The organism is Winogradskya humida (assembly GCF_016862215.1).
In the GTDB taxonomy this organism is placed as follows: Bacteria; Actinomycetota; Actinomycetes; order Mycobacteriales; family Micromonosporaceae; genus Actinoplanes; species Actinoplanes humidus.
Genome location: NZ_BOMN01000031.1, coordinates 79,787 through 95,377 on the forward strand (window position 1 = coordinate 79,787; position 15,591 = coordinate 95,377).

Consider the following 15,591-nt stretch of genomic DNA (forward strand, 5'->3'; position numbering starts at 1 on the left):
ATGAGCGTCGGCAACCCGGGTGATATCCGAAATGTGGCAATTAAGGTATTGCAGCAGTCGGGAGACCCGCGATGGTCAACGACCACCCGTAGTGCGGTTTCCCGAGCCCGCCGTCGGCTTTGGCGGCGCTGATCCGAAATGCGGCTACTAAAAGTCATCAGCCAGTGCCGCTGAGCAACTATTCGGACCGATACGGGTTCGGTTTGGTGTAGGCGTGCTGCCGCCCATTGTGATCGGGGCCTGACCTTGTAGGTTGTACGCGTTGAGGTGGCCCGTTCGCCGCGAAGGGAGAGGTGGACGTGACCGAGTGGGAACCGGGTACTGATGCCGAAGTCGCCATGCGCAATGCCCTGCGCACCGACGACCAGGAGTCGTACTTCCGCATTCTCGCCGGCGTCGACCTGCTGCTGCCTGTTTCCGCGGATGCCCTGGCCGGCCTTGAGCCGCTGGGCTGGGGAACATGGAGCACCGGCGGGCGTACGCACGTGCTGGCATTCACATCTCCGTCCGCGCTCCAGTCCTGTCTGGCCGACTACACCGGCTCGGCGCGACGGGTCGCTTATCAGGAGCTCGCCGAAACCTGGCCGAACTACGAGTGGTGGATGGCGGTCAATCCCGGTCTGCCGATCGAGGGTTACCTCCCCGCGTGGTTCGTCGCCCAGCTGAGCCGCGGCGATCTGCGCATGCCGACCCGTGGCCCCGGCCGCGACGGCAGCAACGCGCCCAGCCGCATCCCGGATCTGCAGGCAGCGGCCATGGCGGCCAGCGCCGCCGCAGCGCAGGGCTACGCAAACCCGGCATCCGGTGGTCCCGTTTCGGGCGCGACCGTCGGCGGCATGCCCGCTGACCTGGGCGTGGGTGCGATGGCAGGCGCGACGGCTGCGAGCACGCCATCCCAGGATCTGGGTTCCGGTTACCGCGCCGCACAAGCGGGGGCGCAAGCAGCGCAGGCCGCTGGGTACGACTACGCGCCCACGAGCGCCGCACCGGCCAACTACGCGGGCCCTTCCGGCTACGGCCCCGACACAGCCACACCGCCCGCCGCGCCCACGAGCTTCGGCGGGGGCGTAGCACCGGATGGTGGCTACGGCGCTTCGGCGACGAATGCCCCGACCACCAGCCTCTCAACGCTCCGTGCCCCGTCCACGGGCGCTCCAGCCACCGGCGGCTCGGCGGCAGACCGATTCAGCCCACCGCCCAGCCTCGGCACAACCGAAAAGACCGCTGCAGAGGGTTCCGGCTCCTCGGTGGGTCCAGGCGGACTCCCTTTACGTACGCCCGGAGCTGTCCTGCCCAGCGGTCTGCCCTCGCGCGTCCCGTCGACCCCGCCCGGCATGGGTGGGGGCGGCCCGACCACGTCGTTCAGCGGGTTCAAGACGGGTGGCGGCGGCCAGAGCGCCCCGATGAGCCCGCCCGAGCCGGCTCCCCAGGCACCGCCGGTGCCGCCGAGCTTCCAGGCACCGCTGGCGCCGCCGAGCTTCCAGGCACCGCCGACGCCGCCGAGCTTCGCGCAGCCTGCCGCGAGCAGCGTGAGCGCGATCCCGACGAGCCCCAGCGGCTTCACCAGCTCGGCGTTGCCCAGCGGCAGTGCGCTGGACGCGTTGGCCAGCAGGTCCGGCACCACAGCCCCGGCGAGCGGCCCGAGCGCGCTCGACGCCCTCGGTAGCCGCGGCAACCGGCCGGCGGAGACCCCGTCGGTCCCGGCGAGTGGATCACGCGATCTGCCGCCGCTCCAGCCTCTGGACGGGCCACTTCCGACGCGTACGCCCATGGCGCAGACGCCGCCCGTTCCCGGCCACCTCCCCACGCCGGTCCCGGGTGAGGCGGGTGCCGAGGCACCGCAGACGACCGCGAACGGGCTGCCCCGCAGGCAGGCTCCGACCTCCGCCGACCAGCCATCCTCCATGGCGGCCGCCGCGCAGGCGCTCACCGCGATGGGCGCGGCAGGTGCCACCCCCGGCAACGCCACCGAGGTGCCCCCGACCTCCGCCGACCCCGCCGTCACGTCCAAGCTCATCCTGCCGGGCCCGACCATGCAGACATCCGCCCCGCGCCCCGCACAGCCGACCGCGTTCAGCGGCCAGCCCGGTCTCGGATCCCAGGGCGGTGTCGGAGCCCAGGGCGGTTTCGGCGCGCAACAGGGTCTCGGAGCGCAGGCTGGTTTTGGAGCGCAGGCCGGGCTCGCCGGCAGCGTCGCGCCGCCGGTGATCCCCGGGGCGGGCGTTCCCGCGCCGGCTTCCCGGCCGGGCATTCCGCCCGTGAGCAGCCAGATGGACCAGGGTGGCATGGGTGCGGCCGCGCTCAGCAGCGCCGCGATGGCCCCGCACCCCTACGCGACCGAGTTCGTGCCGGCCAACGACGTCGAGCGCGACCTCTACCAGGCCTCGCTCGAGCACAGCACGGATTCCTTCCTCTCGACCCTGCTGCTCGCCACCGTTCTGGTGCCGGTAGCGGACAACTCGCGTCCCGGCAGCGCTCCGGGTGAGGCCGGGTTCGTCTACCGGACCGAGGATGTCGAGGGCGAGCGGTTCCTGGTCGTCTTCAGCAGCGAGGACCGGCTGGGTGACCACTTCGACGAGCCGATCCGTACGGCCGGCGTGCGGTTCGTCGAGCTGATCCACAACTGGCCCGACCCGGCGTGGGCGTTCGCCGTCAACCCCGGTTCCGTGATCGGTGCGAAGTATCCGGGTCCGCAGGTCATCGCGCTCGCGAGCTGGGCTGCCGAGGCCGGGCTGGGCGGGGACTACGACGAGACCCCGGCCGATGACAGCGTGCAGCAGCAGGACACCGAGGCCGACGTTCAGCCGACGATGATGCAGAAGGCCGTGCCGCAGGATCAGGTGGACTTCTATCTGGACCGGGGCTACGACCGGATCGCCGGGTTCGTGCACCGGGTGGCCGAGGTGGAGCACCTGAACAACCCGGTCGAGCTCTTCGCCGCGCTGGGGCTGGCCTACGAGGGCTCACCGTTCCAGGCCGACGCCAAGGAAGCCTTCCTGCTCCGGTGGCCGGCACACCGCCCGAGCCTCTACCGGATTCCGTACGGCGGGCAGAACGAGCAGGCGCTGCGTGCCATGGACGGCTGGGTCATCGAACGCCCGCCGTTCCGGGGCAACGGGTTCGCTCCCGGTGAGGGCAGCGCCGTGATCGCCGAGTTCAAGGTGGACAGCGTCCGGCTGCCGCACGGGGCGCAGCTGTGGCGCATCGACGCGGATGGCAACGAGCGGATCATCGCGATGTTCGACAGTGACGCACCGGCGTGGCGCAGGGTGGGTGAGCAGGATGCGTGACGGCTATGTCGTGACGTGGCAGGGGCGCGAATACGACGCCTCGCCCGACGGGGAGAACGTGCGCATCTACGCGCCCGAGCCCGGCGCCGGTTTCGAGGAGTCCCGCCCGGGACGTTTCGTGCGCGTGCTGCGGCAGGGGGAATTCTCCGACCTCACCTACGTGCGGACCACCTGCACGTGGCGGGGGCAGCCGTTCATCGTGCTGGCCGAGGCCGACGCGTGGCTGCGGGTGGAATACACCGGCGGTCGCTCACCGGTCGCGCAGGCGCTGGGCCTCGAGGAATTCGACTTCGGCGTCTACCAGGGCTGGGCACCGGCCGGCGAGGTCACCGAGCTCTACGAGCACCGCATCTAACTCTTGATCCAGCGCAGGATCTCGCCGGTGACGAGGTCGGGGGCCTCCTGGTGCAGGAAATGGCCCGCGTTTTCGATCAGTCGCCACTCGTAGGGTGCGATGACGTACCGGCCCGAGCCCTGGGCCGTGCGGGGCAGGACCGCGGTGTCCAGGGCGCCGTGCATCTGCAGGGTCGGGGTGACCAGGGGTGCCTGCATCAGTTTGACGAAGCGGTAGCCCTGCAGCCGCAGTGCCGAGCGGAACACCCATCGGTACGCCTCGAGCGCGCAGAACGCCGCCTGCGGGATCTGGATGGCTTCCCGGCACCGGGCGGCGTACTCGGCGAACTCGGGGGTCTCGGTCCATTCCGGACCGCTCCAGTGCTCGATCAGCTCGCCGACCATCGCGGCGTCGCCCTTGGTCAGGACGTGCTCGTAGCGGGGGACCTGGAACTTGAGGATCGAGGACGTCGCGGCGAGCTGGCCGCGGGGGTCGGCGAACAGTGCCGCACGCAAGCGCAGCGGGTGGGCGGCGCCGAGCACCACCAGCCGGCTGACCATCTTGGGGTGGAACGCGGCGGCGGCCCAGCCGATCATGCCGCCCGCGCCGGCGCCCACGATCATCGCCGAGCGCTCGCCGAGCGCGCGGATCAGGCCGGTGACGTCGGCGGCCATGGTGTAGCCGTCGTAGCCGCGCGGGGGCTTGTCGCTGGCACCGTAACCGCGCAGGTCGATCGCGACGGCCCGGAATCCCGCGTCGGCGATCCGGGGCAGCACCTCGTGCCAGGCCCACCAGAACTCGGGGAAACCGTGCAGCAGCAACACGAGCGGCCCGGTGCCCGCCTCGACGACGTGGAACCGGCTGCCGTTGGCCCCGACGAAACGGTGGGTCCAGGGTCCCTCGGTCAGCACGGCTGCCTCGTCCACCTGCGAACTCATGAAGTCCAGCGTACGGGCAACACACAGGGTTCGGACATTACGGTTACGAGACGTGTTCGACGGCCTCCATGCGTACCGGAGTGCCTTCACCGCAGTAGATACGCAGCGTGGCGGGCACGACCCGGACCCGGACGTGATCGCCTTTCTGCAGCGCCGTGCCCGTGTCGGAGTACATCGCATAGGGAAAACCGTCCATGTCGAGCAGGCCGTAACACGGGCCGGTGCCGCCGCGCATGATGTAGCCCTCGGTCCAGCCGGGGCTCTGGACGACGTCCGTGGGGGTTTTCGGGGGCTTGACGGGCTTGGTGAGCCCCGGGGGCGGACCGGTGGGGACCGAGTTGAAGGGCCCCGAGGGGGTCTCGGCGGGAACGGCGGCTGTGGGGGCGGCGGTCCCGGCGGGGGCGGAAGACGTGGGGCTGGCCGAGGGAGAGGTAGTTGCGGCGCAGCCCGAGAGGGTTATCGCTGCCAGTGCGGCCGCTGTGCGCGTACCGATAGGGGTCATGGGAAGTGGGACCACCAATCGGCCTGGCAGGTTCCCGCATGGTCCTGAAAAACGGAACTGCCCGGGGACCGTGAGGTCCCCGGGCAGCTCAGCCAACGCTGGAGGTCAGGAGAACTTGACCGTCGCCGAGGTTCCGGACTGCGCGGTGACCTGGATCTTGACACCGGCGGCGGGAAGCTTGACGCCCGCCCACGGGGTCTCGTCGTAGAAGTACTTCTTGGTGTCGTCGAACGTCGTCGCCGCGGCCTGGCCACGGATGTAGCTGGCCTTGCCGTTGACGTGCAGCGTGAACGAGTCCGCCTTGGTGGTGCTGAACGGAGCGTCGTACAGCTGGATCCGCGACCGCCACGGCACGCCCTCGAGGTTGTAGATCGGCTCGGGGTGCGCGTCGATGATCAGGTTACGGCCGGAGCCCGGGTGGACGTTGACGTTGTTGTCCGCCACCGAGGTGTCCCAGTACGAGATGAGCACGCCCTGCTGGTACGCGAAGTGCTCCGCGTAGTCCGGCCGGGCCGGGTAACCGAAGTTGTACGGGCCCGTCTTGAGGTACTTGTCATAGGCGACGTAGCTGCGGTTGCCCACGATGTAGAAGTTGTCGTACGCCGCGCTGGTCGAGGCACCGACGACGCTGAAGCCCTTGGCGGTCCAGGTCGGGGTGGTCTCGGCACCGTCGGTGGAGACAACGGCACCGTTCGCCGTGATCGCCAGGTCGTCACCGAAGAAACCACCCTCGGAGACGCCACCGTCGGTCAGGTAGTGCAGACGGAGCGAGATCTTCTTGCCGGCGTACGCGTCGAGCGGGATGTGGAAGCTCTGCCACGCGCCGTTGCTCGTGCCGGAGACCGCGGGACGACCCGGCTCTCCGCCGTCGTTGCCGAGCGGCTGACCGTCCACAGTGCCGTCGAGGGCGGTCCAGTTGGTGCCGTCCTCGGAGGCCTCGAAGTAGAGGTAGTCATAACCCTCTTCGATGCTGTAGCGGCCCTTGAGGTCGAGCGCCGCGCTGGTCTTGCCGGTCAGGTCGACCGCCTTGGTCAGCGTGGTGTTGAGGCCGTCGTCGTTGCCGGAGAAGTACTGCTTCGTACCGGCGTACGGCGCACCGAGCTGTGTGGTGAGCTGCTTGTCCGGCAGAACGACCACGGCGCCCTGTGCCTTGTCCGTGTTGTACTCCTGCGGGCCGAGCTCGAGGGTCTTCTGCTGGCCCTTGACCACGACCTCGTAGTCCAGCCAGCCGAGCTGCAGCTTGTTCCAGGCGCCGATGTCGCCCGGGCGCGTGCCGAGCGGCTCGCCGGCCCCGGAGAGACGGCTCTGCGCCATCAGGGTCCAGAACTCGCTGTTGTTGTTCGTGCCGCCGCTGGTGTCGTAGTCGTCCGGCAGGCCGAGGTCGTGCCCGTACTCGTGGGCGAAGACCGAGAGGCCGCCGTTCTCCGGCTGCATGGTGTAGTCGGAGATCCAGACGCCGGTGTTGCCGACCTGGGTGCCGCCGTACTTGTTGTACGAGGGGCCGTCGCTGCCGACGGTGTTCAGGTAGGCGTTCCAGCGGTGCGCCCAGATGGCGTCCTCACCCTGCTGCGGGTCGCCGTCGGACTGGTCGCCGCCGGCGTGGACGATCTGGAAGTGGTCGATGTAACCGTCGGGCTCGTTGAAGTCGCCGTCGCCGTCGTAGTCGTTACGGTCCCACTGGTCGAACTGCTTGATCTCAGTGGCGATCTCGGCGTCGGTCTTGCCGGCGGCCTTACGGGTCGCGACCCACTGCGCCACGGCGTCCTTGATGAGCGCCCAGGCGTTGGTGTCGGTGCAGAGACCGTTGATGTCGCAGTCGCGGCCGTAGCGGGCCTCGTTGTAGGGCACCTTCACCCAGTCGGACACCTCGCCCTCGACGCTGTAGCGACCCGAGGACTGGGTCTCGTAGTACGTCTTGAGCGACTCGGCGTCGGAGCCGTCGCCGAAGTACAGCGACTCGTAGTGCTCCTTGTTGTAGTCCGCCTGCCAGACCGTGGTGTTGTCCTGGGCCCGGTCGGGCGACGGGATCGCGTTGTGCAGCGGACCCTCGAACGTGGTCGGGCCCGGCGTGGCCGGGTCGCTGTCGACGTCCGGGTAGTTCGGGTGCCGCTGGTTGCCGAACTCCGCCAGGATCACGAAGATCTTGTCGGTGCGCTCGTTGTCGAGCTCGACGTACTGGTCCTGGCCGGTGGCCGCGACCGTGCGGTCGGCGAGGCCGCCGCCCTGGGTCTTGCCGACCTTCGCAACGATGCTGCCGTTCCGCTTCTGCGTTTTGATCTTGCCCTTCAGGACACCCTGAATGGCGGTCTGGCGCAGTTCGCGGCGCTTGTCCTCAAGGGGGTTGGGGAGATCGTCCTTCTTGGGGGCCTTCGCGGCCGCCGGGACGGGCTCCACCGGAGGCGCCGCCTGAGCCACGGTCGGGAGAGCGATCCCGACACTGGTGACCATGGCGGCGCTGAGTAGTCCCACGACTACTTTGCGCACTACGTACCTCCGTCGACGTGCCCGAATCGCTGGGGTGCAGCGGCTCGGCATGCAGAGGTCCCGGGTTCGGGACCCAGGTGAACGTATGCAAAAAATTAGATACGTGGAAGTGATGTAGTGAAATTAATCAAGATCTTTACACACGTGAAAGGCGGCGCCGGGAAAGTTTTCCCAGCGCCGCCTCCATGATGGTGCTTTAGCTGAACTTCACCGTCGCCGAGGTGCCGGACTGTGCGGTGACCTGGATCTTGACGCCGGCGGCGGGCAGCTTGACGCCTGCGGCCGGGGTCTCGTCGTAGAAGTACTTCTGCGTGTCATCGAACGTCGGCTGCGCGGCCTGGCCACGAATGTAGCTGGCCTTGCCGTTGATGTGCAGCGTGAACGAATCGGCCTTCTTCAACCCGAACGGTGCGTCGTAGATCTGCACCCGGGCGCGCCACGGCACACCCTCCAGGTTGTAGACCGGCTCCGGGTGCGCGTCGACGTACAGGTTGCGGCCGGTGCCGGGGTGGGTGCTGACGTTGTTGTCCGAGACCGAGGTGTCCCAGTACGAGATCAGCACGCCCTGCTGGTACGAGAAGTGATCCACGAAGTCGGGCTTCGCCGGGTAGCCGAAGAAGTACGGGCCCGTCTTGAGGTACTGGTCGTAGCCGACGTACGAGCGGTTGCCGACGATGTAGAAGTTGTCGTACGCCGCGGTGGTCGAGGAACCGACGACGCTGAAGCCCGCGGGGGTCCAGGTCGGGGTGGTCTCGGCGCCGTCCGTCGACACCACGGTGCCGTCGGTGGTGACCGTCAGGTTGTCGCCGAAGAACCCGCCCTCGGAGACGCCGCCGTCGGTCAGGTAGTGCAGGCGGAACTTGACCTTCTGGCCCGCGTACGCGTTGAGCGGCACAGCGATGTCCGCCCAGGCGCCGCCAGTGCTGCCGGTCAGCGCCGGGTTGCCACTGCCGTCGGTCGGGAAGGCGGCGCCGTTGACCGTGCCGTTGAGCCGGGTCCAGGTGCTGCCGTTGTCCGTCGACGCCTCGAAGTAGAGGTAGTCGTAGTCGACCTCGATGGCGTAGCGGCCCTTGAGCGTGACCGAGCCGGTGGTCTTACCGGTGAGGTCGACGTCCTTGGTCAGCGCGGTCTCGAGGTCGTCCTGGTTGCCGGAGAAGTACTGCTTGGTTCCGGCGTACGGCGCGCCCAGCGGCGTGACGACCTGCTTGTCGGGCAGCACCACGACCGCGGCCTGCGCCTTGGCGGTGTTGTACTCCTCCGGGCCGAGCTCGAGGGTCTTCTGCTGACCCTTGACCAGGACCTCGTAGTCGAGCCAGCCGAGCTGCAGCTTGTTCCACGCGCCCATGTCGCCGGGGCGGGTGCCGATGCCCTGGTCGCCCGTGGCGCTGAGGCGGTTCTGCGCCATGAGCGTCCAGTACTCGTTGGCGTTGTCGCCGCGGCCGGTGGTGTCGTAGTCGTCCGGCAGCGTGAGGTCGTGCGTGTACTCGTGGGCGAAGACGGCGAGGCCACCGTTCTCCGGCTGCATCGTGTAGTCACCGATCCAGAGGCCGGTGTCGCCGACCTGGGTGCCGCCGCGCAGGTTGCCCGACGGGCCGGTGGAACCGGCGTCGCCCGAGCTCACGTACGAGCGGTGGCTCCAGATGGCGTCCTCACCCTGCTGCGGGTCACCGTCGGCCTGGTCGCCACCGGCGTGCACGATCTGGAAGTGGTCGATGTAGCCGTCGGGCTCGTTGAAGTCGCCGTCGTTGTCGTAGTCGTACCGGTCGTGCTGGTCGAACGACTGCAGGTCCGCGACGATCTGATCCTCGGTACGCCCGGCGGCCCGCTGGTCGATGACCCACTGGTTGGCGGCGTCACGGACGAGCTGCTGGACGTTGCTGCAGACGTGGCTGCCGCAGAGGTCGCGACCGTACCGGGCCTCGTTGTACTTGACCTTGACCCAGTCGGTGACCTCGCCGTCGACGCTGTAGCGGCCGGACGACTGCGTCTGCATATAGGTCTTCAGCGACTCGGTGCCCGCACCGTCGCCGAAGTAGAGGTTGCGGAAGTAGTCGGAGCTGTAGTCGGACCGCCAGATCGTGGAGTTGTCCACGCCGCGGTCGGGCTCCGGGATCGAGTTGTGCAGCGGACCCTCGAACGTCGCGGGCCCGGCGGTCGCCGGGTCGCTGTCCACGTCGGGGTAGCTGGGGTGCCGGTCGTTGCCGAACTCCGCGAGGATCACGAAGATCCGGTCGGTGTTCTCACGCTCGAGCTCGACGTACTGGTCGACGCCGTCGTCGTTCGTGGTCGCCGTCTTGTTGAGTGCGGACACGCCCTGGTTCTTGCCGACCTTGACCACGGTGCTGCCGTTGCGCTCGATCGGCTTGGCGCGGCCGGTGAGCACATCGGTGATGGCCTGCTGGCGCAGCGCCCGGGTCTTGTCGTTGAACGGGTTGGGGATGTCGTCGACGGTGGCGGTGCCGGCCTGACTGGCCGGTGCCGGGTCGGCAGGTGGAGCAGCGCTGGCGACGGTCGGGAGCGAGATCCCGACGCTGGTCACCATTGCGGCGCCCAGCAGTCCCACGACTACCTTGCGCACTACGTTACCTCCGTTGACAGGACCGCACACCGTGGTTCGGCGGCGGCCTAGCAGGCCCCGGATCCGGGGCTGGAGAGAACGTATGCAGATATAGCGATGCCTGGCAAGGTCCAGTTTGGTCATAACATCGACGGCAGTGGATTGTTACCCACTGCCGTCGATGCGTGTGCGGTCAGTCCTCGGACTTGGTCGAAGTCATACCTGACGAGATCAGATCCATGACCGTGGAGTCCTGCAACGTCGTGACATCGCCCAGCGACCTGTTCTCCGCGACGTCCTTCAGCAGTCGACGCATAATTTTTCCGGACCGGGTCTTGGGCAGCTCGGCGACGAGCATGATCTGCCGGGGCTTGGCGATCGGGCCCAGCTTCTTGGCGACGTGCAGGCGCAGCTCCTGGATCAGCTTCTCGCCGGCCTCGCCGCTGGTGTCGACGTTGCCCCGGGGGATCGTGAACGCCACGATGGCCTGACCGGTTGTCGGGTCGGTGGCGCCGACGACCGCGGCCTCGGCCACGGACGGGTGCGAGACCAGGGCCGACTCGACCTCGGTGGTCGAGATGTTGTGCCCGGAGATCAGCATGACGTCGTCGACCCGGCCGAGCAGCCAGAGCGCGCCGTCGTCGTCCTTTTTCGCGCCGTCCCCGGCGAAGTAGATCCAGTCCTCACCGACGCCGGCGCCCTTGCCGAAGCGCGACCAGTACGTGTCGATGAAGCGCTGGTCGTCACCCCAGATCGTGCGCAGCATCGACGGCCACGGCTCGCGCAGTACCAGGAACCCGCCGCCGCCGTTCGGCACCGAGCGGGCCTCGTCGTCGACCACGTCCGCGGAGATGCCGGGGAGTGCGGTCATCGCGGAGCCGGGCTTGGTGCTGGTGACGCCGGGCAGCGGAGAGATCATGACCGAGCCGGTCTCGGTCTGCCACCAGGTGTCCACAATGGGGCAGTTGTCGTGGCCGACGTTCGCCCTGTACCACATCCAGGCTTCGGGGTTGATCGGCTCGCCGACGCTGCCGAGCACACGCAGTGACGACAGGTCGTACTTCGCCGGGATGTCGTCGCCCCACTTCATCATCGTGCGGATGAGCGTGGGCGCGGTGTAGAGGATGGTGACCTTGTACTTGTCGACGATCTCCCAGAACCGGCCGCGGTTCGGGGTGTCCGGCGTCCCCTCGTACATGACCTGGGTGGCGCCGTTGGAGAGCGGCCCGTAGACGATGTACGAGTGCCCGGTGACCCAGCCGATGTCGGCGGTGCACCAGTAGACGTCGCTTTCGGGCTTCAGATCAAAGACGGCGTTATGCGTGTACGACGTCTGCGTCAGGTATCCGCCCGTGGTGTGCAGGATGCCCTTCGGTTTACCCGTCGTGCCCGAGGTGTAGAGGATGAACAGCGGGTGCTCGGAGTCGAACGCCTGCGGCTCGTGCTTGTCTCCGGCCTGTTCGACCGTCTCGTGCCACCAGAGGTCCTTCTCGCCCCACGCGACATCTTCACCGGTGCGGCGTACGACGAGCACGTGCTCGATGCTCGGACACTGCGCGACAGCGTCGTCGACCGTCGGCTTGAGCGCGGACGGCTTGCCTCGCCGGTATCCGCCGTCCGCAGTGATCACGAGCTTCGCGTCCGCGTCCTGGATGCGGGTGGAGAGGGCGTCCACCGAGAACCCGCCGAACACGACGCTGTGGGTCGCGCCGATCCGCGCGCAGGCCAGCATCGCCACCGCGGCCTCGGGGATCATCGGCAGGTAGATGGCGACCCGGTCGCCGGCCGTGATGCCCAGCTCGGTGAGCGTGTTGGCGGCCTGGCTGACGCTCTTGAGCAGGTCGGCGTAGGTGATCGAGCGGGTGTCCCCGGGCTCGCCCTCCCAGTGGATCGCGACCTTGTCGCCGTGCCCGGCCTCGACATGACGGTCCACGCAGTTGTACGCGATGTTCAGCTCGCCGCCGACGAACCACTTGGCGAAGGGCGGGTTGGACCAGTCGAGGACCTGTTCCCACGGCTTGGCCCAGCTGAGTCGTTTCGCCTGTTGCTCCCAGAACCACTGGCGGTTCTCGTCGGCTTCGTCGTAGGCCTCGGCCTTGACGTTGGCATTGGCGGCGAGGTCGGCGGGCGGCGGGAACTGCCGCGTCTCCGAATACAGGTTCTCCAGCGTCTCGCTCATGAGGGCGGCTCCTCTGCTCTGTTGTGTGCACACTAGTTGCGCTCGGGCGGCCCGTGCTCGTCCCGCGCGCTGAGTGGCGGAGAGTGCGCGCCGACCGGGCAGATCATGATCGATGCTGCGCGAATCTTGCCACTTCTGAGCCCTAATGCGCAGCAAGTGTTTCGTAGGGTTTTCCGGTTACGGTATGCCGGTGACGAACGATCCGCTGGCTCCGCTGCTCGCCCTGACCGGGGTCGAGGACGCTTTCACCGAGGCCCGCGAGCGCGTCGATGCCGCGCTGCGGCACCGGGCGCTGCGCCGCAACGGTGGCCAGGTCGCCGCCGAGGTCGGCCTGCGCGCCGCCGTGGCCAGTGCGGCCCTGGAAGACCATCGCTACGACCTCGCCGACGTCCGCGGTGGCACGGTCACCGACCCGATCGTGCAGGGCGCTCTGCGCGTCTCCGAGTCCCTCGGCGGCCTGACCGACCTCTGGCCCCGAGCGCCCCGCCAGGTGCTCGCCCGGCTCCACATGCTGGCGGCCCGCGGCTCGGTGGCCGAGGCCGACCTCGGCCGGCTGGCCTCCGGCGCCGACCGGATCGACGCCCTCGCCGGGCTGGTCGCCGGCAATGAGCGGACGCCCCCGCTGCTGCTCGCCGCGATCGTGCACGCCGAGTTGATCACCTTGCGCCCCTTCGCCGGGCCCGCGGGTGTCGTCGCGCGGGCGGCCGCGCGGCTCACCCTGGTCTCCCGCGGCTTCGACGCCCGCGGTCTGGTCGGGGTCGAGGAGGGCCATCTCACCCGCGAGCCCGAATATGTGGGATCGGCCGGGGCGTACGCGACCGGCACGCCGGACGGTGTCCGATCGTGGCTGCGGCACTACGCAGCCGCGGTGATCGAGGGTGCGGATGAGATCCCCCGGATCGGCGATGAGGTGTTGGCACCTTCGGGCGGGTGATGCGTCGAAGTTCGAATTACCCGATTTGCGGCCGTTGGCGGTTGCCATACTCGGTTGATGGACGACGATTGGGTCCGGCCATACTCTCCCGGCCCCGGCCGCTGGCTGGTCATCGGCTGGGAAGCTGTGGCCTTCGGCCTCCTCGGCTGGGCGAGCATCGGCCTCTTCGACCTGACCGGCGCGGGTGTGCACATCCTCGCGATGGTCATCGCCGCGGTGTGGGTGCTCGCCGGCTGGCGGATCCTGGAGATGGGCGTCTACGTGCGGCCCGCAGGTCTACGGATCCGGGGGTTGCTGCGGTCGCGCACGCTGCGGTGGGAGGAGATCGCCCACGTGCGGCTCCACAAGCACACCAACAAGGTGGGCCGGTGGGAGATCCAGGGCGGCATGACCGTGCTGATCGAGCGGCGGGACGGGCCGACGGTCAACACCGAGTTGTGGGCCCAGGGTGTGGACTTCCATCGCCGGCCGCAGGCCTTCCGCGACGTCTACCACGAGCTGCGCAACCGGCACCTGCAGTCGGCGCGGGGCTGATCGGGCGAGCTGATCGGGTCGGCTGATCGGGCGGGCTGATGGGGGGCATAAAGGACGCCGCCTCACGGGTGAGGCGGCGTCGCTTGCGCGTCCTACCGGGCTATCAGGCGTGCACCTGGGGTTCTGTTGTCGGCAGTCCCGCCGGTTTCCCGGTGGGTCCCGCCGCAACGTGCCTGCCGTGGCTGATCGCGCGTGGGTTCCCGGTGGCCGTGCACGGAATCCGATGAACGGGTCCGCGGTTTCTTTCTACGCCTCTGTCGCCTTGATCACCAGGGCAAATGCCACTTAAAGTAATTAGTCAGACGCTTGATGTCAGCTCAGGGCGGCCTTGGTGCGGCGGTGGCGGCCGTAGATCGCGAAGCCGATCGCGACTCCCACGCCGACCCCCAGCGCTGCGGCCGCGACCGGGACGGCGGGGCGTTCCCTCAGCCGGCGGCCCAGCGGGATGGGGTGCCGGAACTCCAGCACCGGCCACTGGTTCTCCAGCGCGACCCGGCGCAGTGCGCGATCCGGGTTCACGGCGCTCGGGTGCCCGACCGCCTCCAGCAGAGGAAGATCGCTGCTCGAGTCGGAGTAGGCGTAACACTCCGCAAGGTCGTAGCCGCGCTCGTCCGCGAGCTCCTGCACGCCGATGACCTTGCTCGGCCCGGCGGCGTAGAACTCGATCTCACCGCTGTAGCGGCCGTCCACGATGCCCATCCGCGTCGCGATGATGTCCGTGACTCCGAGCAGCGCGCCGATCGGGCGCACCATCTCGTCACCGGATGCTGAAACCAGCACGACATCGCGCCCGGCGCCCTGGTGCTCGGCGATGAGGGCGGCGGCTTCGGCGTACACATAAGGGTTGATCAGCTCTTGCAGGGCCTCGCCGACGATCTGCTGGACCTGCTCGACCTTCCAGCCCTTGCAGAGGGTGGCGAGGTAGTCGCGCGTGCGTGCCATGGTCTGCTCGTCGGTGCCGCCCAGGCGGAACATGAGCTGGGCGTAGGCGGACTTGACGACGTCACGCCGGCTGATCAGCCCATCACGATAGAGCGGCCGTCCGAAGGCCAGCGCACTGGACTTGGCGATGACGGTCTTGTCGAGGTCGAAGAATGCGGCGCTCTGGCCCACGGCCCGAAAGTGTAGCCGTACCCGTCCCGGAATACTGCCGCGGTGGCGGTGGTGCCATTTCTGGTGACGGTGGGTACTCGACGGTTGCGCGGTACTGAGGCATGCTTGTGTTGCGACTGGGATTCACGTTGCACCCGGCTGCCGCTGCTTTACCCATAACCCGACCCCGTGTTCCCGACCCCGTGTTTTCGTGCATTCACGGTGGTATGGATTCTCGGTGGTTGCGCCCCCCGCGATCACCGGGTCCGATTCGGCTCGACCCCCCCTGAGCCGAATCCCAGGACGGCCCCCGTCACCCCCGACGGGGGTCGTTCCCTGTTCAGGGTTTCTGGGGTGTCAGGAGCCCGTCGCCCGGTTGAGATTCACGGCTTGGGCGTCGTCGGCCATCCCGAACAGTTCGGTCAGCCCGGTAACGGCGAGCACCCGCCGGAAGTTGTCGCTCGGATTTGTCACCACGAACCGGCATCCTGCCTCGGTGGCGGCGCGGTAGCCCTCGATCAGTGCGCCGAGCCCGGTCGAGTCGATGAACGTCGCGTCGCTCAGATCGATCCGGATCTGCTCCGGGGAATCCTGCGAGACCGCGTCCCGGATGCCCTGGGCGACCTCGTCGGAGTTGGAGAAGTCGATCTCGCCCAGCACGCTCACGACCGCGGTGCCGTCGTCACCGTGCGCGCTGCGGATCGGGAACTCCATGCCAACTCCCTTGATCGGGTCGGCCGACAACAT

General features: G+C 68.5%; 11 protein-coding genes. 4 read left to right on the forward strand and 7 right to left on the reverse strand.

Features of this window, described 5'->3' with window-relative positions; genetic code table 11:
• The first annotated feature begins 299 nt into the window (after positions 1-299).
• Entirely contained in the window at positions 300-3,290 is a 2,991-nt protein-coding gene (locus Ahu01nite_RS13610) for an SseB family protein (RefSeq protein WP_203836855.1), read from the forward strand.
• Positions 3,283-3,645 carry a UCP033725 family protein gene (locus tag Ahu01nite_RS13615; protein WP_203836856.1) on the forward strand — a complete coding sequence of 121 codons (363 nt, stop codon included), beginning with the start codon at positions 3,283-3,285 and terminating at the stop codon, positions 3,643-3,645. Before Ahu01nite_RS13610 ends, Ahu01nite_RS13615 begins: the two co-directional genes overlap by 8 nt.
• Here Ahu01nite_RS13615 and Ahu01nite_RS13620 read toward each other — a convergent pair.
• The 5 genes from Ahu01nite_RS13620 to acs form a co-directional block, all read right to left on the reverse strand.
• Positions 3,642-4,562, reverse strand: a complete 921-nt coding sequence (locus Ahu01nite_RS13620) for an alpha/beta fold hydrolase (RefSeq protein WP_203836857.1) — start codon at positions 4,560-4,562, stop codon at positions 3,642-3,644. The genes Ahu01nite_RS13615 and Ahu01nite_RS13620 overlap by 4 nt on opposite strands.
• Positions 4,563-4,605: 43 nt before the next feature.
• Positions 4,606-5,064: a hypothetical protein gene (locus Ahu01nite_RS13625; protein ID WP_203836858.1), complete on the reverse strand. Its 459-nt coding sequence runs from the start codon at positions 5,062-5,064 to the stop codon at positions 4,606-4,608.
• A 105-nt stretch (positions 5,065-5,169) separates the two neighbouring features.
• Complete coding sequence (locus tag Ahu01nite_RS13630; protein WP_438874777.1) at positions 5,170-7,533, reverse strand: immune inhibitor A domain-containing protein; 2,364 nt, start codon at positions 7,531-7,533, stop codon at positions 5,170-5,172.
• A gap of 211 nt (positions 7,534-7,744) precedes the next feature.
• Positions 7,745-10,111 (reverse strand): immune inhibitor A domain-containing protein, encoded by a 2,367-nt coding sequence (locus Ahu01nite_RS13635; protein WP_203836911.1) that lies wholly within the window; start codon positions 10,109-10,111, stop codon positions 7,745-7,747.
• Positions 10,112-10,298: 187 nt separating this feature from the next.
• Positions 10,299-12,284, reverse strand: a complete 1,986-nt coding sequence (acs, locus tag Ahu01nite_RS13640; RefSeq protein WP_203836860.1) for an acetate--CoA ligase — start codon at positions 12,282-12,284, stop codon at positions 10,299-10,301.
• Between the two features lie 190 nt (positions 12,285-12,474).
• Here acs and Ahu01nite_RS13645 point away from each other — a divergent pair, with 190 nt between their 5' ends.
• Positions 12,475-13,218 (forward strand): Fic family protein, encoded by a 744-nt coding sequence (locus Ahu01nite_RS13645; RefSeq protein WP_203836861.1) that lies wholly within the window; start codon positions 12,475-12,477, stop codon positions 13,216-13,218.
• Between the two features lie 57 nt (positions 13,219-13,275).
• The gene (locus Ahu01nite_RS13650; protein ID WP_203836862.1) at positions 13,276-13,752 is read left to right on the forward strand and encodes a PH domain-containing protein; all 477 of its coding nucleotides are present in this window, start codon (positions 13,276-13,278) and stop codon (positions 13,750-13,752) included.
• Positions 13,753-14,064: 312 nt separating this feature from the next.
• Here Ahu01nite_RS13650 and Ahu01nite_RS13655 read toward each other — a convergent pair whose 3' ends face one another.
• Positions 14,065-14,865, reverse strand: a complete 801-nt coding sequence (locus Ahu01nite_RS13655; protein ID WP_203836863.1) for an HAD family hydrolase — start codon at positions 14,863-14,865, stop codon at positions 14,065-14,067.
• A 336-nt stretch (positions 14,866-15,201) separates the two neighbouring features.
• The gene (locus Ahu01nite_RS13660) at positions 15,202-15,558 is read right to left on the reverse strand and encodes an STAS domain-containing protein (RefSeq protein WP_203836864.1); all 357 of its coding nucleotides are present in this window, start codon (positions 15,556-15,558) and stop codon (positions 15,202-15,204) included.
• Between the last annotated feature and the right edge of the window lie 33 nt (positions 15,559-15,591).

What these genes read in the sequence shown, in the direction of transcription:
- Ahu01nite_RS13650 (WP_203836862.1), top strand. Translation starts at nt 13,276, where the DNA reads ATGGACGACGATTGGGTCCGGCCATACTCTCCCGGCCCCGGCCGCTGG.
- Ahu01nite_RS13660 (WP_203836864.1), bottom strand. Translation starts at nt 15,558, where the DNA reads ATGGAGTTCCCGATCCGCAGCGCGCACGGTGACGACGGCACCGCGGTC.
- Ahu01nite_RS13625 (WP_203836858.1), bottom strand. Translation starts at nt 5,064, where the DNA reads ATGACCCCTATCGGTACGCGCACAGCGGCCGCACTGGCAGCGATAACC.
- Ahu01nite_RS13620 (WP_203836857.1), bottom strand. Translation starts at nt 4,562, where the DNA reads ATGAGTTCGCAGGTGGACGAGGCAGCCGTGCTGACCGAGGGACCCTGG.
- Ahu01nite_RS13615 (WP_203836856.1), top strand. Translation starts at nt 3,283, where the DNA reads ATGCGTGACGGCTATGTCGTGACGTGGCAGGGGCGCGAATACGACGCC.
- acs (WP_203836860.1), bottom strand. Translation starts at nt 12,284, where the DNA reads ATGAGCGAGACGCTGGAGAACCTGTATTCGGAGACGCGGCAGTTCCCG.